We start from the raw sequence: 18,992 nt of genomic DNA on the forward strand, positions 1-18,992 counted from the left end.
GCCCCGACCGGTGGCCCCGGCGGGGCTCGGGCTCGTAGAAGCCCGGTGGTCGGGCTTCGATGAAGGAGCCACGACGATGAAGCTTTCCGACACCCAGCTTGTGATCCTCTCTGCCGCCGCGAAGCACGAGGCAGGGCTGGCACGTGCGCCCAAGCGCCTCCCGGCGGCAGCCCGCAACGCGGTGTTCCGCAGCCTGATCAAGAACAACCTGCTGACCGAGATCAACGCGCAGCCCGAGCACGTGGGGCTCGGCTGGCGCCAGGACGAGGACGGCACCTGGATCGTGGCGCGCATCACCGACGAGGGGCTGCGCGCCATCGGCATCGACCCGAATGAGGGCGACGTCGCAGCCGACACGGCGCGCACGGACGCGGAGGAGCAGCCCCTGCAGCAGGAGGACGCCCGGGCGTCCGAGGCCAACCAGGACGCGCCCCAGGGCGACGACGCCGCCGAGCCCGAGGACGACCGCCTGCGGCACGAACGGCTTGGGGTGGACCCGGCGCTGATCGACGGGCCAGACGACCAGAGCTACCAGCCGATCGAGCAGGCGCTGATCTGTGCCATCGGCACGATCACAGCGCACGCCGCTGACCAGCCCGCCTGGTCACGCTTCTGCGCGGATCACGCGGACCTGGTCGCCCAGCTGCGCACTGCCGCCGCACGCAAGCCTCCCCGCTCCCCGCGCGAGCCGAGCGCGCCGCGCAAGCCGCGCGAGGGGACGAAGCAGGAGACGGTGCTCGCCCTCCTGCGCCGCGACGAGGGCGCGACCATCGCGCAGATCATTGAGACCACCGGCTGGCAGAGCCACACCGTCCGCGGCTTCCTCGCCGGGCTGAAGCGCAAGGGCATCACCGTCGAGGTGCTGGAGCGTATCCGCCAGGTCGGGCCGAACAAGGACGGCGCCAAGGGCTCCCACAGCATCTACCGCATCGCCGGCTGACGCAGCCGAGCCACAGCGCGGAAGAACATCGCGCGCGCCGGGGATCATCGCGATCCCCGGCGCACTCTCGAGTTGGCTGTGCCGAAGCACAGCGCGAAGCGTTCGTCACGCACAGGGGACTGGCCCCGCGCCTCGCACGGAGACGCCTCGCATGCCCTACGACCTCGCCAAGCACGCCGATCTGGTTGGCCTCGCCGCACACCCGCGGCTTTCCTGGCAGCACTGGTTCGCCCGCGCCCGCGCGACGCGGCTCGAGCTCAGCGACGACCGCGCGGCGCCTACGCGCTCGATGGCGCGGCTACCTGGCGCGCCGCGCCTCGCCGAGCTACAGGCGCAGAATTCTTCGGGCGGGGGCAGTCACGCAGCCTTCGCGCGGCGCGTGCTCGAGGCGGCCGCAGTCGGGGCTGGGCTCACCTACGACCAGGTCTCAGGCGACCTCACCCAGGCGAACTATTCCTCATTGCAAGCCGGCACGACCGAGTTCAGGCGGCTCTGCGAGCAGGTGGGGTACGGCACGCTGATCCCCATGCTGGTGCGCCCAATCGCCGAGCGCTTCCACGCCCAGGGCGCGCTGCTTGGCCTGTGGCTTGCCGAGATGCCGGATGGCGGCAGCCACGCGCCGCCCGCGCATGAGACGATCGACCTTCTGAAGGACACCACCGCATTGATCGCCCAGGTGCGCGCGGGGTTCGTTCCGCGGCCGGAAGCGGCCGGCTCCCTCGGCTACGACTTCCGCCAGGTGGTCGAGCTGATCCGCGAGGCCAACGCGCTGCTCGACGAAGCAGGCCTCTCCCTCGACACCGATCCCAGCCTCGCCGCCACCATCCTGTGGCTCAGATAAATGTCCACACGACGACGGCGAGGGAGTTGTGGGCGGTCTTCTCGAAGCGTGTTGTGACGCGGCGGAACTGCTTGAGCTTGGAAAAGCAGCACTCGATCAGGTGGCGCTGTGCTTAGAGGTGCTTGTCGAGCGGGTACTTGCGTGCACGGGACGAGTTGTTGGGGATGACCGCGACGGCGCCCTTAGCTGCGATGGCCCCGCGCAGCGGGTCGGCATCGTAGGCGGCATCGGCCATGACGACCTCGGCGGGCAGGCCCTCGATTAGGCCGTAGGCCGGCGGGCAGTCGCCGCGCTGTCCGCCGGTCAGGGCAAAGCGCACTGGCGCGCCCAGGCCCCGGACGGCCAGGTGGATCTTGGTGCTCAGGTCACCGCGAGAGCGGCCAAGGGCCTGATCTTCAGGCCCCCCTTTTTGGCGCCCGCCGCGTGCTGGTGGGCGCGCACGATGGTGCGGTCGACGACCAGGGATTCGAGGTCGGGATCATCCGACATCGCCTGGAAGATACACCGCCACACACCCTTGTCGTTCCAACGACTGAAGCGCAAACCTACGCTGTTGCACTTGCCGAAGACTCCCGGCAAGTCGCGCCAGGGCGAACCCGTCCTCACCTCTACAGCAAGCCCTCGAGAAACATCCGGTTGTCGCGTCCGGTCGAGCCCTTCTGGTCAGGCCAGCCGATGATCAGCGGTGCCATCCGCTCCAACGCCGTGTCGCTCAGCACCAAACGATCCAACACACCCGAGGCCACCTCCCCCAAGGCAGCCTTGAATCACGTCTCCCCGCCTTCGGGTGTCCCAAGAGTCCACGCGACTAGCCTTCTGGCGAGCGCAGCAAGATTGCCTGGTCCTTGACTGCTTCCTGAACGCGCCGCAGCCGAACGAGGTCGAGGGGCACGAGGCCAAGCCGCAGCATCTAGCCGCCAGGCCCCATCGCCGCATCGCAAACGTACTCGGCAAGGAATTCTGCCAACCCGGGCACAGTGCGCAGGTTCGGCTTCTTCGCGTAGATAAAGAGCGGACGCGCGACCGGGTAGCTGCGGTGAGGCGATTGCCTCGGTTGTCGGCGCCACGCCTTCGATCCGTGCTGCAGCAATGGCGTCGCCGTGGCCGGAAAGGAAGCTGTAGCCGAAGACCCCGATCGTCCCAGTTTCCTCAGTGACGATCCGGCGGACGATGACCTCGTCATCCTCTCCACCGTCGATCCAGGAGCCATCCTCGCGCACGGTGGCGCAGACGCGCCGACGCTGCGCGGTGTCGGTGATGGCCCGCACCTCCGGCACGCGCTGGCAGCCGGCCAGCAGCACGAGGTCGGTGAAGCTGTCTCGTGTGCCCGAGGTCGGCGGCGGACCGATCACACGGATCGGCCAGTCGGGCTGGTCCGCGGCAATCTCGCGCCAACGGCGATACGGATGTGCAACAAGCCGTCCGTCGCGCGGCACTTCCCTTGCGACAGCATGCCAGAACTGCGCGAGCGTGATCATCGGCTGCGGCAGGTCACGGCGGTAGGCGGCGACAATGCCGTCATAGCCGATCGTGGTCTCGGCAAAGCTGCCGCGTTTGGACGCCTTCTCCTCGTTGGCGGGTAGCCGGGAGATGCCATGACGTTGGAGGCAGCGATGCAGGGCGCTGCGGGAAAGCTTCGGGATGGCGTCACGAAGGCAACCCATAACGTCATCGAGCGGCAGGAGGGTGCGGCGCCGGAACTCGACGATGATCGCCTCGTCAGCCGCTGACAGCACCGTGCTGCGGGGCTCGGTCGGCCCCATCGCGGCGTCGGCGGTGGTTTGCCGGGTGCGCCACCTGGCGACGCTCTTCGGGTTCAGGCCGTATTGGGCGGCAAGGGCGCGGGTGCTCGCTTGCGACGCTTGGAGCTCGGCTCGAACACGCGGCGTTGTTCGGGCGCTGCCGTGAAGAAATGCTGCCACAGTGCATCCTCCCCTTCGCGGGTCAGCGTTGCACCATCACACTCCGGGACCAAACACCTAAATCCCCGAAGCTGCAGTGCCACGGGCTCTGGCATGCTCAGCGAAAGCTGCGCAACGGCAGCACAGGCGGCCCCGCTGGGGATGGAGGCGCCGCAGAGCGATTCATCCCGGCCCTGTCATTTGAGTTAAGCGCGGCGGAACCGTGCGGTCGTCGATACGTTGAACACAGTCGATCGGAGCCGTCGTTCCTTCGACACGATGGTGAGTGCGCGCGCGCGGTAGCGCCTCGACCGGTCGTTGCACGGCGCAGAGACGTCGACCAAGCTCGGCAATCCAAACCCGCGGTTCGTGTCGCCGCGTTTCACCCCCACCGGATCACGAGACGCATGACATCGTTCGAACGCTACCTCTCTCTGTGGGTCACCCTCTGCATCGTCGCGGGAATCGCGCTCGGCAATGCCTTGCCCGGTGTCTTTGCGCGTCTCGCTGCGCTCGAATACGGCTCAGTGAACTTTGTCGTCGCGAGCCTCATCTGGTTGATGGTCTACCCGATGATGGTCGCGGTGGATTTCTCAAGCCTGCGCCGCATCCATGAACGGCCAAAGGGGCTTGTGATCACCCTGGTGATCAATTGGCTGGTCAAGCCCTTCACCATGGCTGCACTCGGCGTGCTTTTCTTCCAACACGTGTTCGCTGCATGGATCGATCCGGCGGATGCCGAGCAGTACATCGCGGGGGTGATCCTGCTCGGCGCGGCTCCATGCACCGCGATGGTCTTCGTCTGGTCACAGATGACGCGCGGCGACGCGACATACACGCTTGTTCAGGTGTCGTTGAACGACGTGATCATGATCTTCGCGTTCGCGCCGCTCGTCGCACTCCTACTCGGCGTGACCGACATTGCCGTCCCATGGGAAACGCTGCTGCTCTCCGTCGTGCTCTACGTGGTGATCCCGCTCGCTGCGGGTGTTGCCACACGCATGCTCCTGACGCGGCGCGGGGAAGCAGGAGCGGTCGCTGAGGCAGAGGTCGGCCGCTTCACCAGTCGCATCAAGCCCCTCGCGGTGACGGGGCTGCTCGCGACCGTCGTTCTGCTGTTCGGCTTCCAGGGCCAGGTGATCCTCGACCAGCCACTTCTGATCGCACTGATCGCCGTGCCGTTGCTCATCCAGTCATACGGCATCTTCGTGCTCGCCTACGGTGCGGCCTATCTGTGGCGGGTGCCGTTCAACGTCGCAGCACCCTGCGCCCTGATCGGGACGTCGAACTTCTTCGAACTCGCGGTCGCGGTCGCGATCGGGCTGTTCGGGCTCAACTCCGGCGCGGCGCTCGTCACGGTGGTCGGCGTTCTCGTCGAGGTGCCGGTGATGCTGTCGCTCGTTGCGTTCGCCAATCGCACATGCGGGTGTTTTCTGGGGCCGCGGCTGATCATCCTCCGATTGACGGTTCTGTCATCGCGACGGCCGACGAGCGCCACGAACACCTGCGGTGACGCGCCCCGCAGCTCGCGATGAACCTGGGCATCGGTGCCCGGTGCGGGCCGCGAGGCTGAGCCGGCGCACACACCCCATGTGAGGGCGGCGCGATGACCTCCGCGCTATCGTCCCTCGATCAGCATCCGGCGCAGCCGGCCCGAGATCAGGTCGATCGCATAGACCGCAACGAGGATGAGCAGGATGATCAGGCTGGCCTGCCCCCATTCGTACACGCGCAGCCGGTCCGACAGCTGATACCCGATGCCGCCGGCGCCGACGATGCCGAGGATCGTCGCCGAGCGCGTGTTGCTCTCCCACATGTAGAGCGTGGTCGAGGCGATGTTCGGCAGCACCTGCGGCAGGATGCCCCAGCGGAAGGTCTCCGCCCCCTGCCCGCCGGCCGCACGCACGCCCTCAGGCGGCCCCTTCGCCGCGTTGTCGATCGCCTCGCTGTAGAGCTTGGACAGGTTGCCGACGTCGACGATGGCGATCGCAAGAACCCCAGCAAGCGGGCCAAGGCCAACGGCACGGACGAAGACGATCGCCCAGATCAGGTGGTCAAGGCTGCGCAGGCTGTCGGCGAAACGGCGGAAACCGAACTGCAGACCGCGGATCGGCAACGTCGTGCTGGCGCAGAGCAGCGAGAGGGGAAACGCGACGACGGCACCGAGGACAGTGCCCAGCAGTCCCATCGCAATCGTCTCGGCCAACGCCCAGAGGAACTCGGGCATGTGCTCGATGCCGCGCGGCGGGAACATCATCCCGATCGCGCCGGCGAGCTTCGGCAGGCCGTTGACGAATTGCGGCCCAAGCAGCCCTAACGCCACCGCTGCATAGGCCAGGACACCGGCGAGCGCGAGCCAGACGATGCGCATCGGCCAGGGGTTGCCGGTGCCGTCGGCCAGCAGCCGTTCGAGCTCCGCCCGCGACGTCATTGGCGTGCCCCACCCGCGATGCGCAGCCGCAACCGCTCGCTCGCATCGTCGATCACGAAGACGCAGAGCGCGACGAGCAGCAGGATCGCGCCCGTGTCGTCATAGTAGTTGAGCCTGAGCGCATCATAGAGCTCGACGCCGATGCCGCCGGCGCCGACGAAGCCGATGATCGTCGCCGAGCGGAGATTGATCTCGAACCGCCAGAAGGTGAACGAGACCCAGTTCGGCAGCACCTGCGGAACGACCGCCCAGAGGATCTCCTCGCGCCGGTCACCGCCGCAGGCGCGAACGCCGAACAGCGGGCCCATGTCGACATTCTCATTCGCCTCGGCGAACAGCTTGCCCTGCGCGCCGAGCGTATGGACCGCGATGGCAAGAACGCCAGCCAGCGGCCCGAGGCCGAAGGAAAACACGAAGATGATCGCGAACACGAGGTCAGGCACCGCGCGGGCGAACTCGAGCACCCGGCGCACGATCCAGTAGACGACCGGCCCACGCGTGAGGTTGCGCGAGGCCGAAAACGAGAGGAGCGCCCCACCGATCGTGCCAAGCGCCGTGGCAAGGCCGGCCATAAGCACCGTGTCGAGCAACAGCATGAGCCAGTGCCCGATGTTCCAGTACCAGTGGCCGACGTCCTCCACGATGGACCGGAGGGCGAGCTCAGGCACCATCAGAACGAGGAACTCACCGAGGCGCGGCAGCCCTGCGACCAGCCTGCCAGGCTCGAAGCCGGCCACGTCAGCGGTGAGCAGCACCGCCCCGGCGAGGCCCGCGATCGCGGTTGCCGCACGCACCGCGTCGCGCCGGGCCCGCTCACGCAGGAGCGGAGCGAACCCGGCGTCGGCGAGTGCTGGCGTCGCCGTGTTCACCCGCGACGGCGGCGGCTGTCGCGCAGCTCGCGGCGCGCCTCGATCGTGCTCTCGTACTCCTTCACGGAGACGCGCACGAAGCCCTTGGTCTCGCCATGTGCCACGGCGCGGGCGAGGTCGGGTCGGTCACTGTTGATCTGGAGGAAGAAGTCGATCAGGTCGGCCTTCATGTCGGCCGGCATGTCGCGGTGTACGATCACCGGCGGGGCAGGCACGATGTCGCTTTCCCAGATCACGCGGATCTGGTCGCGGCGCAGCATGCCGCGATCGATCATCGTGCGGATCTGGCCATAGCCATCGCCGCGCGTCGTCCAGGTGAAGGCTGCATCGTAGGTGCCGTTCAGCACGCCGAGAACCGACTGCGTGTGGCCACCTGAAACGGGGCTGTTGAAGAAGGTCGTGACCGGCTTGCCCATCTTCGCGAACTCGACCATCGGCACCAGGTAGCCGGAGTTCGAGTTCGGCTCGGTGCGCGCGACGATCTTGCCCCGGAGGTCATCGACCGTCTGCACGGGGCTCTCGGATTTCACGATCAGCACGGCGTTGTAGCCGAGGTTGCCGTCCTTATCGAGCGCGGCGACGATCGGCTCGACGCAGCCGCATTCGAGGTAGGAGCCCGAGAACGCCGAGGGGCTCGTCCACGCGAAATGGATCTGCCTCGCAACGATCGCGTTGTTCACGCCGATGAAGTCGGACGCGGTGAAGAGCTTCACCGGCACGCCGAGCTTCTCGCTCGCATACGGGATGAAGGCGTTGAAGCTGTCCGTTGTCTGCGTCTGGGTCTCGACCGGGATGACGCCGAAGCCGAGCTCGCGGATCTGCGTCCGCCAGCCAGCCCCTTGCGCGCGCGCCGGGACGGAGAAGCCCGCAGCGCCAACGGCGCCGAGGCCAAAGCCACCGAGGACATTGCGTCGATGCATGATCGTTCTCCCTTGCTGTCGTGTCAGGCTGTCTGGAGCTCGGGCGTGGCCTGGGTGATGTCGGCCTCGTCCTGCTCGGCGCCGTAGAGGTCGCGTGCCGCCGCGTCGGTCAGCGCCGCTGGCGGGCCGTCGAACACGATCGCACCCTGGCGCAGCCCGATGATCCGGTCGCAGTACTCCCGGGCATGGCCGACATTGTGCAGGTTGCAGATCACCGTCAGGCCACGGTCGCGGTTGATGGTTCTGAGTGCCGCCATCACCTGCGCGGCGTTGCGTGGATCAAGCGACGCGGTGGGCTCGTCGGCGAGCATGATGGACGGGCGCTGCATCAACGCGCGGGCGAGCGCCACGCGTTGCTGCTGCCCGCCCGACAGGCGCTCAGCGCGGACGAAGGCCTTGTGGGCAAGGCCGAACTCGTCAAGCAGCGTCATCGCGCGCAGCCGCTCTTCATGCGGGAACAGCCCCGTCAAGGTCCGCCACGAGCGGTGGCGCTGCAGGCTGCCCATCAGCACGTTGGTGAGCGCGTTGAGCCGCGGCGAGAGGTTGAACTGCTGGAACACCATCGCGCATTCGGCGCGCCAGGCGCACAGCGTACGCCCGGTCAGTGCCGTGACGTCGCGGTCGCCGGCGAGGATACGGCCCTCTGTCGGCTCGACCAGGCGGTTGATGAGGCGCATCAGCGTCGACTTGCCCGCGCCAGATGGGCCGATGATGGCGATCATCTCGCCATGCGCGGCACGGAACGACACGCGCCGCACGGCCTCGACCTCACCGAAGCGACGACCAAGCTCCATCAGCGCCAGGGACACGCTCGCTTTCATGCACCATGCCTACGCACGCTCGGTTACCAAGCAATGTCGGGACGGCGTCCGTTTCGTGACACCAGCGCAACGCAGCGACGAGCGACCTGCTTGATCCCGATCAATGTGTCGGGTGGTCGGGGGGGCTAGCGTCCTTCCCAACACGGCATGCGCGTCTGATGCCGATGCTCCGCAACGCTGCGCGAACAAGGGGGGCCTTCGATGACGATGCGAGAGGTTGTGCTGTGCGCGCCGGTGCGCACCGCCATCGGCACCTTCAATGGCGCCCTGAAGGACATCCCGGCCACCGGGCTCGGCGCAGTCGCGATCCGCGAAACCATCGCCCGCGCGGGCCTTGATCCGGCGAGCGTCGACGGCGTGGTGATGGGCAACGTGATCCAGGCGGGCAACAGGATGAACCCCGCCCGACAGGCAGCGATCGGGGCCGGCCTCCCTGTTGCCGCGCCGGCGATGACGGTCAACCGCGTCTGCGGATCCGGCGCTCAGGCCATCGCCTCGGCGGCGCAGGAGATCCGCCTCGGCGAGGCCGATGTGATGGTCGCCGGCGGCATGGAGAACATGGATCGCGCGCCCTACCTGCTGCCGAACGGCCGCTGGGGCATGCGGATGGGCGATGGCCAGGTCGTCGACAGCATGCTGCTCGACGGCCTGAACGATGCCTTCTCGGGCGAGCATTCCGGCTGGCACACAGAGGACCTCGTGGCGAAGCTGCAGATCAGCCGTGCCGATCAGGATGCCTGGGCACTGCGCTCGCAAACGTGCTTTTCCAAGGCCCAGGCGGACGGAACGTTCGATGACGAGATCGTGGCCGTGGAGGTTCCTGGCCGGAAGGGACCGACCAGCTTTGTGCGCGACGAGCACAACCGCCCCGAGACGACGGTCGAGACCCTGGCCAAGCTGCGCCCCGCCTTCCGCAAGGACGGCACGATCACCGCAGGCAACGCACCAGGCCTGAACTCAGGCGCGGCAGCGGTGATCGTCGCCGAGCGCGGCGCTGCGGAACGGCTTGGCCTGCGACCGGTCGCCCGGCTCGTCTCGGCTGCCGTGGCGGCTGTCGAGCCGGGCCTGTTCGGGCTCGGCCCCGTGCCGGCCGTCGCGAAGGCACTCGCGCGGGCCGGTTGGCGCGCGGCTGACGTGGAGCGCGCGGAAGTGAATGAGGCCTTCGCCGCGATCGCATTGGCGGTGACGCGCGAGACCGGGCTGCGCGAGGAGGCGGTGAACCCGGAAGGCGGTGCCATCGCGCATGGCCATCCGATCGGCGCAAGCGGTGCGGTGCTGACGGTCCGCCTGCTGCATGGCATGGAGCGCGCAGGCCAAAGGCGCGGGCTCGTCACGCTCTGCATCGGCGGCGGCCAGGGCATCGCCCTCTGCCTCGAGCGCATCGCGTGAGCAGCGCATCGCCAGCGATCGACGGCCACGACCGCACGAGCGCATCCCTTCCTCGCTTCCTGCGGCGTCCGCCAAGGCACCTGTTCTTCACGGGCAAGGGTGGAGTCGGCAAGACGTCCATCGCCTGTGCCACCGCCCTCGCTCTTGCCGATGCCGGCAAGCGCGTGTTGCTCGTCAGCACCGACCCCGCCTCCAATCTCGACGAGATGCTCGGCACGGCCTTGTCGCGAACGCCGCGCGCGGTGGCGGGAGCAGCTGGGCTTTCCGCGCTCAACATCGACCCCGACGCCGCGGCGGAGGCCTATCGGGCACGCGTGCTCGCGCAGATGGCGGGGGCCAGCGACACCGAGCGGGCAACGGTGATCGAACAGCTCTCCGGTGCCTGCACCACCGAGGTCGCTGCCTTCGACGAGTTCGCAGCCCTGCTGGCTGGCCAGGACGGTGCGTATGACCACATCGTGTTCGACACCGCGCCGACCGGCCACACGCTGCGCCTGCTGAGCCTGCCTGCCGCGTGGACCGGGTTTCTCGAAGCAAACGAGGCGGGCGCCTCGTGTCTCGGGCCCCATTCAGGCCTCAAGACGCAGGAGCAGCGATTCCGCGATGCGATGCGTGCGCTGGGCGATGCTGGCATGACGGCCATCATCCTCGTCACGCGTCCCGAAGCGGGTGCGCTTGCCGAAGCCGCGCGCAGCGCGGATGAGCTGAATGCCCTCGGCCTCGCCAATCAGAGCCTCATGGTCAACGGCGTGTTCCATGCGCAGCGAGCTGACGATGCCGTCGCAGCCGCGCTCGAGGCCCGCGCGCATAATGCGCTGGCGACGATGCCCGAACCGCTGCGCGCCCTCCCGCGTGACGAACTGCCCCTGCGTGGCTTCGACATGGTCGGACTTGCCCCTCTGCGCGCGCTGTTCTCGGGGCGAGAGCCCGAGCCTGCACCTGAGCCAGCGCCTTCATCTTCTGCCATACGGCGCGTCAGCCCGCCCCCCCTCCCCGCGCTCGTCCACGACCTCGCCGCGCAAGGCCGCGGCCTCGTCATGGTCATGGGCAAGGGCGGTGTCGGCAAGACGACGCTTGCGGCGGCGATCGCCGTCGGCCTCGTCGCGCGCGGCCACGGCGTGCACCTGAGCACGACCGATCCGGCCGCGCATCTCGCGATGGCGCTCGACGGAGAAATGCCTGGGCTGCGCGTCGACCGGATCGACCCGAAGGCGGAGACCGACCGATACGTCGCGCGGATCATGGACACGCGCGGTCGTGGCCTGGACGAGGCCGGCCGTGCACTGCTGCGCGAGGACCTGCGCTCTCCCTGCACCGAGGAGGTGGCCGTGTTCCACGCCTTCTCGCGCATCGTGGCCGAGGCGCGCAGCGGCTTCGTCGTGCTCGATACCGCACCGACGGGCCATACCCTGCTGCTGATGGACGCGGCCGGCGCCTATCACCGCCAGATGCTGCACGACCTCGAGGATGCGCACGCAGCCGGGCGCATCGTGACGCCACTGATGCGCCTGCGCGATCCGGAACACACCCGGATCCTTCTCGTGACGCTCGCCGAGACCACGCCCGTCTCGGAAGCGTCGTCACTGCAGGACGACCTTCGCCGCGCCGGGATCGAACCCTATGCGTGGATCGTCAACCGCACGCTGATCGGCAGCGGCACGGCAGACCCGCTCCTGCTGCGCAGGATGGAGGCAGAGGCAGCTCAGATCGAGCGGGTGCAGTCTGGCCTCGCGACACGAAGCTTCGTGCTGCCGATGCAGATCGACGCACCATCCGGGATCCACAGGCTGAGCCGCCTGACGGCGTGACGAGCATCGGGCCGCCGCTGTTCTGGCATGGTCGGAACCGGACCCCTCGCGGTTGAGTTCCTATGCAGAATGGCGCTCGGCTGAGGAGGATCGAATGAACGACGTGCAGGTCGTCGGCTCGGCCTGCAATTGCTGCGATGCCGCGGTGGCTGTGGCGAGGAACTGCCGCCGCGACGGTTGGCGTGGAGGTCCCTGTCGAGAACGTGACCGACGTCGCAGTGATCGCCGGCTCTGGCTTCGCCTGGACGCCGTGCATGGCGGTCGATTGCACGGTCATGCACGCGAGCGGCCCGCGGACGCCGGAGGATCTGGTACTCTGGATCACAGCAGGACGGTAGCGGCGGTGCGGCGCGCAACGGCCGCACTGCGATGAGCGACACGCAGGCGCCGCACCTCAGGCTTGATCTCGCCATCGTGCTGCCTGACGCTCCCGGCGAAGCCGATGCCTGTGTCGGGCGGCTGATCAACGACATCTCCGCCCGGGAGGGGATCGGGCAGGTGCATGTCCTGCCCGCAGCCGGTGAACAACCCGCGCAGCTTTGCATCCATTACGATCCTGCCGTTGCAAGCCTCGCCCGCGTGCGCGAGATCACCGAGGCGGCAGGCGCGGCGCTGACCGAACGTTTCGGCCACGTGCTGTGGGACGTGGAGGGGCTTGCGAACGAGCGTCGTGCACGCACGGTCACTGACCTGCTGTCGCGGCTGCCTGGGGTCATGGAGGCGGATGCTTCGGCGGCCGGGCCTGTGCGGATCGAGTTCGACCGCACGGCCACGTCTGAGGGCGCCCTGCGCAGCGCACTGGGCAGCATGGGCGTGTCGGTGCACGGCGGTGGTGCGCCACACGTGGAACCCGGACCTGAGCATGATCACGAGCACGAACATGGCGGGCCGTTCGGCGCGAACTCGGAACTGATCTTCGCGCTGCTGAGCGGGGCGTTCCTGATTTCGGGCTATCTGGCCTCGTGGCTGTCTGGCGCTCCAGCATGGCTTCCCATGGCGCTCTACATTGGCGCCTATGTTTTCGGCGGCTACTACACCCTGCGCGAGGCCATCGACACGCTCCGACTTGGCCGGTTCGAGATCGACACGCTCATGCTCGTCGCTGCGGCGGGCGCTGCGGCGCTCGACAAATGGGCAGAGGGCGCGCTGCTGCTGTTCCTGTTCAGCATCGGCCATGCGCTGGAACACTATGCCATGGGCCGCGCGCGGCGGGCCATTGAAGCCCTGGCAGACCTCGCCCCACCCACCGCCGAGCTGCGCCGTGACGGCGCGGTGCGCGAGATGCCGGTGGCCGAACTGGTGATCGGCGACACCATCATCGTGCGGCCCAACACCCGCATCCCCGCCGATGGGTTCGTGTCCCTTGGCGAAAGCAGCGTCGACCAGGCGCCGATCACCGGCGAGAGCGTGTCGGTCGACAAGCGTGCGGTGGAGAATGCCGCACGCGCGGCGTTGCGCCCTGACGGGCTGCCGGCGGAGAACCGTGTCTATGCTGGCACCATCAATGGCGCCGGCGTGCTGGAGGTGCAGGTCATTCGCCTGGCCGCCGACACCTCGCTCGCGCGTTTGGTACGTATGGTGAACGAGGCCGAGGCGCAGAAATCGCCGACGCAGCGCTTCACCGATCGGTTCGAGCGCATCTTCGTGCCGGTGGTGCTGGCTTCGGTCATCGTGCTCCTGTTCGCCTGGGTCGTCATCGACGAGGGCTTCGGCGAAAGCTTCTATCGCGCCATGGCGGTGCTCGTTGCGGCCAGCCCTTGCGCGCTCGCCATCTCGACGCCGAGCGCCGTGCTCTCGGGCATCGCACGCGCCGCGCGCGGTGGTGTGCTGGTGAAAGGCGGCGGGCCGCTGGAAAACCTCGGCAAGCTCCAAGCGATCGCCTTCGACAAGACTGGCACACTGACCGAGGGCAAGCCACGGGTGACCGACGTGCTGGCGGCATCCGGCGTTGATGAGTGGGATCTGCTGAGGGTTGCGATGGCCGTCGAGGCGCTGAGCGACCACCCGCTCGCCGCCGCTGTGGTTCGCGATGGGCAGGCCAGACTTGGCGCTGGCGTCACAGTGGCTGACGCCACGGAGTTGCGCAGCATCACCGGACGCGGCCTGGCGGCGCGGATCGGCGCCGATGCGGTCTTCGTCGGCAAGATCGCACTGTTCGCGGACATCGAGGGGCCGCCCGTCACGCCCGAGGTCCGGGCCATGAGCGCTGACCTGGAGGAGCGCGGCCGCACCACCATGGTCGTGCGGCGGGGCGACCAGTACCTCGGTGCCATCGGCCTGATGGACACGCCGCGCGAGGCCGCAGCCGGGGTGATCCAGCGCCTTCGCACGCTCGGGATCTCCCGAATGGTGATGATGTCGGGCGACAACCGCCGAGTCGCCGAGGCGGTGTCGCAGCAGGTCGGGTTGGACGAGGCCTGGGGTGACCTGATGCCAGAGGACAAGGTCGCTGCCATCCAGCGCTTCCGGGCTGTACAGGAGGTGGCGATGGTCGGCGACGGCGTGAACGATGCACCGGCCATGGCGCATGCGACGGTGGGCATTGCCATGGGTGCTGCCGGGTCGGATGTGGCGCTGGAGACGGCCGACGTGGCGCTGATGGGCGATGACCTGACACGCCTGCCCTTCGTGATCGGGCTGAGCCGGAGCACCAACCGCATCGTCCGGCAGAATCTCTGGATCAGCCTGGGCATGGTGGCAGTGCTGGTACCGGCGACGCTGCTCGGCCTGCAACTCGGCGCCGCGGTGGTGTTCCATGAAGGCTCGACGCTGCTGGTCGTGGCGAACGCACTGCGGCTCCTGGCGTACCGCGATCCGACCGCGACGTAAGCTTGGCGCTACTCTCCCCGCGCCTGCGCGAGCGCGGCCGCGTCACCTGGCTGAGCCGGCCTGAGTGCCAGAAGCGCCAAGGCGGCAAGCAGCGACAGCCCCGTTGTAAGGCCCAGGGCAGGTGCGACGCCGGAACGCTCCAGCAGCACGCCGAACAGGAACGGCGCGGCGGCCTGGAGGATGCGCGCAGGGGCCGCGAGAACACCCTGCCGCGCGCCATATCCGCTCGGCCCGAATACCGCGAGCGGCAGCGTTCCCTTGGCGATCGTCAGCACGCCATTGCCCATGCCGTGCAACACCGCGAAGGCACTTGCAGCACCACCACCGAAAAGCAGCAGAACAAGGGCGCCAAGCGGATGGCCGAGTGTCGCCAACCGCGCCGAGACGAGCGGATGGAAGCGCCTGAGCAGGCCGAACTCCGCGAGACGCGCGGCCACCTGAGCCGGGCCGATCAGCGCTGCTGCGGCAACGGCACCGGCCGGGCTCGCGCCGGCCTCGCGCAGCAGCACAGGAAGATGTGCCGCCATGGCGCCGGTGACGAACCAGGTTGCCGCGAACACGAAGGCCAGCAGCGGCATCGCAAACCGTGACGGCGGAGCCGCATCGCCGCCCGCTGCCGCCTGCCGTTCCGGGGGCGGAGCATTCGGCACCAGCAGTGCATTCAGCGGCAAGCCGAGGCAGAGATGCAGCGCGGCCCAGCCCATGCAGGCACCGCGCCAGCCGAACGCCTCCTCCATCACCGCCGACAGGGGCCAGCCGACCGTGCTCGCGAAGCCCGCGATCAGGGTGATGCCGGTGATCGGCCCGCGCGCATTGCGGCCATAGAGACCAGCGAGCGTGGCAAAGCCCGCATCGTAGAGCCCCATTGCCATGCCGACGCCAAGCAGAAGCCATGCAGCAAGCATCGTAAAGCCACCCTGCGCGCTGCCGAGTGCGACGAGCCCTGCCGCAAAGACGAAATTGGACAGCGCCAGGATTGGGCGGCCGCCGCGTCGATCGATGGCACGCCCCACCAACGGCCCGAGCAGGGCAGACAGCACGAGTGCCGCGGAGAAGGCACCGAACACGGCAGACGGCGTGATGCCGAGGTCGCGCGCCATCGGCCCAGCGAGGATGGCGGGCAGGTAGTAGGTCGAGGCCCAGGCGAGCGTCTGCGCTGTGCCGAGCGAGATGACGACGCGGCGCACCGCCGCCGGAGCGCCGCGTTCAACGTGAGGCACGCGCGTCAGCCGCAGCGACCGCTGCGCGGCTGCGCCGACAGGGGTGCGAGCACGGGACGTGGCGCAGCAGAAGCAGGGGCTGCGCAGCACGGCGCATCCGCGGGCAGATCCGGCTTCGCATCGCAGCAGACGCCTTGCGGCGTCGCAGGCGTGCAGCAGGGAGCCGTCGCCGCCTGGCGCGAGCGATCGGTCGAGCACACGCCCGTCTCGGGCAGGACGAGCTCGACGCGCCGTGCCGCCTCGATGTCTCCGGCAAGATAGGCCGCGATCGAGCGCACCTGCTCATGCCCCGTCGCAAGCAGGAAGGTCGGCGCGCGCCCGTAGCTCTTCATCCCGGCGATGTAGAAGCCGCTGTCGGGCTGGCGGAGTTCCGCCTCGCCATGCGGGCGTACCGTGCCGCAGGAGTGCGCGTTCGGGTCGATCAGCGGTGCGAGCGCAGGCGTCGCCTCCACCGCAGGGTCGAGCGAGAGGCGCACCTCGCGCAGGAAGGAGAGATCGGGCCGGAAGCCCGTGGCCACGATCATCTCATCCGCCATGACGGTGGTGCTGCGCCCGTCTTGTCGGCCGGTGATGGCGAGCGCGCCGCCCTCACCTCCGATACGGTCGATCAGGAACGGCGCAAGCGCGGTGACGGCACCCTCCTCGATCAGGGCCATGGCGCGGGCACCCAGCGCGCCGCGCTCGGCAAGCCCGTCATTCGCGCCGCCGCCGAAATTGACCGCGGCCAGCGGCCGGCGGAAGGCCCAGAGGATACGCGTGCCGGGAACATCCTTGGCCAGTTCCACGAGATCGAGCACGGCGTTCATCGCCGAGTGCCCAGCGCCGACAACGAGCGTCGTCCTGCCGGCTTGGCGTGGGCGCGCGGCGCCAAGCACGTTGGGGATGCCGTAGGCGATGCGGTGTGCGTGCGCCGCCTCGCCCGGCGCAGGCAGCCCATGGCTGCCGGCCGGGTTCGGTGCCGACCAGGTGCCGGAACAGTCAATCACCGCGCTGGCTTCGATCTCCTCGATCCCGCTCGCGGTCTCGACCTGCAGCACGAATGGCGATGCCTCGCGGTCATGGCCGTTGCGCAGCCGGCCAAGGTCGCGCCGCGCGACGCCGATAACGCGCGCACCGGTGCGGATCCGGCTCTGCAAGGCCGCTGACGCGGCAAGCGGCGCGAGATACTGCGCGATGAGCTCCGCCCCGGTCGGGTAGACCGCTGCCGGCGGCAGGCGCCAGCCTTCCGCGATCAGCAGCGCGCGCGCGGCGCTGTCGACGTTGAACTCCCACGGCGAGAACATGCGCACATGGGCCCAGGCGCGCACGGCGACGGCGATCGTGTCGCCGGCCTCGAGCACGAGCGGCGTGAGCCCGCGCGACACGAGCTGCGCTGCCGCCGCAAGGCCGATGGGGCCGGCGCCGATCACCACGACAGGGAGAGGGGGTGCGCTCATTGCCACGCTCCTTGATGCATCAACGATTGAGGTATTTAGCCACGATCATGGGCGTCGGCGGTCATGGGCAGCACGCCTTTCCGGACCGGGGGCGGCGCGGCTTCCGCGCGGCATCGGCGGCGGCAAACGCGCGCTGCGTGTCCTGCAGCGCCGCGGTCGCCTCCATCCAGGCATCCAGCGCGACGCGGAACGCCGCGCGGCCGGCATCGGTCAGCGCATAGACGCGGCGCTGGCGGCCCTGCACGACCTCCTCCTCGACGGTGACGAAGCCGCCCGTCTCGAACTCGCGGAGAACGGGATAGATCGTTCCCTCGGTCGGCGAACAGCACCCACCCGTGGCGCGCTCGACCGTGCGGGCGATGTCATAGCCGTGCATCGGCCCTTCGTGCAGCACACGGAGGATGAAGAACTTGGAGAGGCCCATCTTGATCGTGCCCGCCCAGTAGGCGCGGGACGCATAGTCGACGCGAGGGGCAGGAGCGGCACGGACGGCTTTCATGCCATGACCTTACCCATCGACCCTCTATGCATCAAGCATTAAATCAGGGTGGCTGGCGAGCAGCGGAGCCGGCCGGAAGCGGGATCACCCTGGTCAAGGTGACAGAGACCGCATCGCCCGCGCGGAACTGTGCCGAAGCACCAGGAGCGACGACGAACAGCGCCCCTGCCGTCGTCGACACCTCATACTCCATATGGCTTCCGACGAAGACGGCCCGCACGATCCGGCCCGGAAAGCCTTCCGCCCGGTGCGGGCTGAGCAGGATCGCCTCGGGCCGCACCGCGATCGCCAGGGCTCCGGGCGGATGGCGCGAGAGGGGAAGGTCGATCGTTACGTACCCGACCCGAAATGCGATGCCCGCCGCGCCGCGATCCACGCATTCGCCCTCGATCACGTTCGCCTCCCCCATGAAATCGGCGACGAAAGCATCTGCAGGGGTATCGTAGAGCGCCTCCGGCGGCCCAATCTGGGCGATGCGCCCATCGCGCATCACCACCACCGTGTCGCTCACGGCAAGGGCTTCCTGCTGGTCATGCGTCACGTACACAACGGTGAGGTTCAGCCGCCGCTGCAGGTCGCGGATGTCCTCGCGCACGCGCCGGCGGAGCCGCGCATCGAGGTTCGACAGCGGCTCGTCGAACAGCAGCACGCGTGGGCGGAGCACCAGCGCACGCGCAACGGCCACGCGCTGCTGCTGCCCGCCCGACAACTCGCCGGGCTGCCGCGATCCGAGGCCGCCAAGCCCGAGCGTCTCGAGCATCTCGCCCACGCGCGTCGCCACCTCCTTGCCGCGCATGCCGTTGATCACCAGGCCATAGCCGACATTCTCGGCAACGCTCATGTGCGGGAACAGCGCGTAGGACTGGAACACCATCGCGACGCGCCGTTCCGCTGCCGGCACGCCGGAGACGTCGCGGCCATCGATCACGATCCCGCCCTCGTCGGGCAGCTCGAGCCCCGCGATGAGCCTGAGCGTCGTCGTCTTGCCGCAGCCGGAGGGGCCGAGCAGCGTCGTCAGGCTGCCCTCCTCCAGCGCGAATGACACCGCATCGACGGCACGAACGCTGCCGAAGCGTTTCGTCACAGAC

General features: G+C 68.7%; 15 protein-coding genes and 1 pseudogene. 6 read left to right on the forward strand and 10 right to left on the reverse strand.

The genetic code is table 11. The annotated features are described in order from the left end of the window. Window positions 1-76: 76 nt before the first annotated feature. The gene (locus tag Q0C38_RS13910) at window positions 77-940 is read left to right on the forward strand and encodes a DUF3489 domain-containing protein (RefSeq protein WP_291297704.1); all 864 of its coding nucleotides are present in this window, start codon (window positions 77-79) and stop codon (window positions 938-940) included. Between the two features lie 151 nt (window positions 941-1,091). Next, entirely contained in the window at window positions 1,092-1,781 is a 690-nt protein-coding gene (locus Q0C38_RS13915; RefSeq protein ID WP_291297705.1) for a phage portal protein, read from the forward strand. Here Q0C38_RS13915 and Q0C38_RS13920 read toward each other — a convergent pair. Further along, window positions 1,774-2,473: pseudogene (locus Q0C38_RS13920) on the reverse strand (IS5 family transposase). The gene Q0C38_RS13915 and the pseudogene Q0C38_RS13920 sit on opposite strands and share 8 nt — an antisense overlap. Before the next feature lie 75 nt (window positions 2,474-2,548). Next, the gene (locus Q0C38_RS13925; RefSeq protein WP_408870032.1) at window positions 2,549-3,544 is read right to left on the reverse strand and encodes a substrate-binding domain-containing protein; all 996 of its coding nucleotides are present in this window, start codon (window positions 3,542-3,544) and stop codon (window positions 2,549-2,551) included. A 545-nt stretch (window positions 3,545-4,089) separates the two neighbouring features. Between Q0C38_RS13925 and arsB the strand changes: the two genes are divergently transcribed. Next, window positions 4,090-5,217, forward strand: a complete 1,128-nt coding sequence (arsB, locus tag Q0C38_RS13935; RefSeq protein WP_291297706.1) for an ACR3 family arsenite efflux transporter — start codon at window positions 4,090-4,092, stop codon at window positions 5,215-5,217. A gap of 83 nt (window positions 5,218-5,300) precedes the next feature. Here arsB and phnE (Q0C38_RS13940) read toward each other — a convergent pair whose 3' ends face one another. From phnE (Q0C38_RS13940) to phnC, 4 genes are read right to left on the reverse strand one after another with little or no spacing between them, the layout of a single operon-like run. Next, the gene (gene phnE / locus Q0C38_RS13940; RefSeq protein ID WP_291297707.1) at window positions 5,301-6,113 is read right to left on the reverse strand and encodes a phosphonate ABC transporter, permease protein PhnE; all 813 of its coding nucleotides are present in this window, start codon (window positions 6,111-6,113) and stop codon (window positions 5,301-5,303) included. Then, a complete protein-coding gene (gene phnE, locus Q0C38_RS13945; protein ID WP_291297708.1) occupies window positions 6,110-6,982 on the reverse strand; it encodes a phosphonate ABC transporter, permease protein PhnE in 873 nt (290 codons plus the stop codon). Before phnE (Q0C38_RS13945) ends, phnE (Q0C38_RS13940) begins: the two co-directional genes overlap by 4 nt. Further along, window positions 6,979-7,902: a phosphate/phosphite/phosphonate ABC transporter substrate-binding protein gene (gene phnD / locus Q0C38_RS13950; RefSeq protein WP_291297709.1), complete on the reverse strand. Its 924-nt coding sequence runs from the start codon at window positions 7,900-7,902 to the stop codon at window positions 6,979-6,981. Before phnD ends, phnE (Q0C38_RS13945) begins: the two co-directional genes overlap by 4 nt. Before the next feature lie 23 nt (window positions 7,903-7,925). Then, window positions 7,926-8,723, reverse strand: coding sequence for a phosphonate ABC transporter ATP-binding protein (phnC, locus tag Q0C38_RS13955; RefSeq protein ID WP_291297710.1), 798 nt, complete (start codon window positions 8,721-8,723; stop codon window positions 7,926-7,928). A 201-nt stretch (window positions 8,724-8,924) separates the two neighbouring features. Between phnC and Q0C38_RS13960 the strand changes: the two genes are divergently transcribed. From Q0C38_RS13960 to Q0C38_RS13970, 3 genes are all read left to right on the forward strand, one after another. After that, the gene (locus Q0C38_RS13960) at window positions 8,925-10,112 is read left to right on the forward strand and encodes an acetyl-CoA C-acetyltransferase (protein ID WP_291297711.1); all 1,188 of its coding nucleotides are present in this window, start codon (window positions 8,925-8,927) and stop codon (window positions 10,110-10,112) included. Further along, window positions 10,109-11,920: an arsenical pump-driving ATPase gene (gene arsA, locus Q0C38_RS13965; RefSeq protein ID WP_291297712.1), complete on the forward strand. Its 1,812-nt coding sequence runs from the start codon at window positions 10,109-10,111 to the stop codon at window positions 11,918-11,920. The genes Q0C38_RS13960 and arsA overlap by 4 nt, the downstream gene beginning before the upstream one ends. A 369-nt stretch (window positions 11,921-12,289) precedes the next feature. Beyond that, window positions 12,290-14,749 carry a heavy metal translocating P-type ATPase gene (locus Q0C38_RS13970; RefSeq protein ID WP_291297713.1) on the forward strand — a complete coding sequence of 820 codons (2,460 nt, stop codon included), beginning with the start codon at window positions 12,290-12,292 and terminating at the stop codon, window positions 14,747-14,749. A gap of 8 nt (window positions 14,750-14,757) precedes the next feature. Here the strand turns inward: Q0C38_RS13970 and Q0C38_RS13975 are convergent, their stop codons facing one another. From Q0C38_RS13975 to Q0C38_RS13990, 4 genes are all read right to left on the reverse strand, one after another. Next, a complete protein-coding gene (locus Q0C38_RS13975; RefSeq protein WP_291297714.1) occupies window positions 14,758-15,969 on the reverse strand; it encodes an MFS transporter in 1,212 nt (403 codons plus the stop codon). A 5-nt stretch (window positions 15,970-15,974) separates the two neighbouring features. Further along, complete coding sequence (locus Q0C38_RS13980; RefSeq protein ID WP_291297715.1) at window positions 15,975-17,405, reverse strand: NAD(P)-binding domain-containing protein; 1,431 nt, start codon at window positions 17,403-17,405, stop codon at window positions 15,975-15,977. 61 nt (window positions 17,406-17,466) lie between these two features. Continuing rightward, the gene (locus Q0C38_RS13985) at window positions 17,467-17,904 is read right to left on the reverse strand and encodes a PadR family transcriptional regulator (protein ID WP_291297716.1); all 438 of its coding nucleotides are present in this window, start codon (window positions 17,902-17,904) and stop codon (window positions 17,467-17,469) included. 43 nt (window positions 17,905-17,947) lie between these two features. After that, entirely contained in the window at window positions 17,948-18,988 is a 1,041-nt protein-coding gene (locus Q0C38_RS13990; RefSeq protein WP_291297717.1) for an ABC transporter ATP-binding protein, read from the reverse strand. Window positions 18,989-18,992 lie beyond the last annotated feature (4 nt).

This window comes from Elioraea sp., assembly GCF_022842375.1.
Lineage (GTDB): Bacteria > Pseudomonadota > Alphaproteobacteria > Acetobacterales > Acetobacteraceae > Elioraea_A.

Coding starts and splice junctions, on each gene's coding strand:
- Q0C38_RS13970 (WP_291297713.1), top strand. CDS start 12,290: ATGAGCGACACGCAGGCGCCGCACCTCAGGCTTGATCTCGCCATCGTG.
- Q0C38_RS13925 (WP_408870032.1), bottom strand. CDS start 3,544: ATGGGGCCGACCGAGCCCCGCAGCACGGTGCTGTCAGCGGCTGACGAG.
- phnE (WP_291297707.1), bottom strand. CDS start 6,113: ATGACGTCGCGGGCGGAGCTCGAACGGCTGCTGGCCGACGGCACCGGC.
- phnC (WP_291297710.1), bottom strand. CDS start 8,723: ATGAAAGCGAGCGTGTCCCTGGCGCTGATGGAGCTTGGTCGTCGCTTC.
- Q0C38_RS13915 (WP_291297705.1), top strand. CDS start 1,092: ATGCCCTACGACCTCGCCAAGCACGCCGATCTGGTTGGCCTCGCCGCA.
- arsB (WP_291297706.1), top strand. CDS start 4,090: ATGACATCGTTCGAACGCTACCTCTCTCTGTGGGTCACCCTCTGCATC.
- Q0C38_RS13980 (WP_291297715.1), bottom strand. CDS start 17,405: ATGAGCGCACCCCCTCTCCCTGTCGTGGTGATCGGCGCCGGCCCCATC.
- Q0C38_RS13960 (WP_291297711.1), top strand. CDS start 8,925: ATGACGATGCGAGAGGTTGTGCTGTGCGCGCCGGTGCGCACCGCCATC.
- Q0C38_RS13985 (WP_291297716.1), bottom strand. CDS start 17,904: ATGAAAGCCGTCCGTGCCGCTCCTGCCCCTCGCGTCGACTATGCGTCC.
- phnD (WP_291297709.1), bottom strand. CDS start 7,902: ATGCATCGACGCAATGTCCTCGGTGGCTTTGGCCTCGGCGCCGTTGGC.
- Q0C38_RS13910 (WP_291297704.1), top strand. CDS start 77: ATGAAGCTTTCCGACACCCAGCTTGTGATCCTCTCTGCCGCCGCGAAG.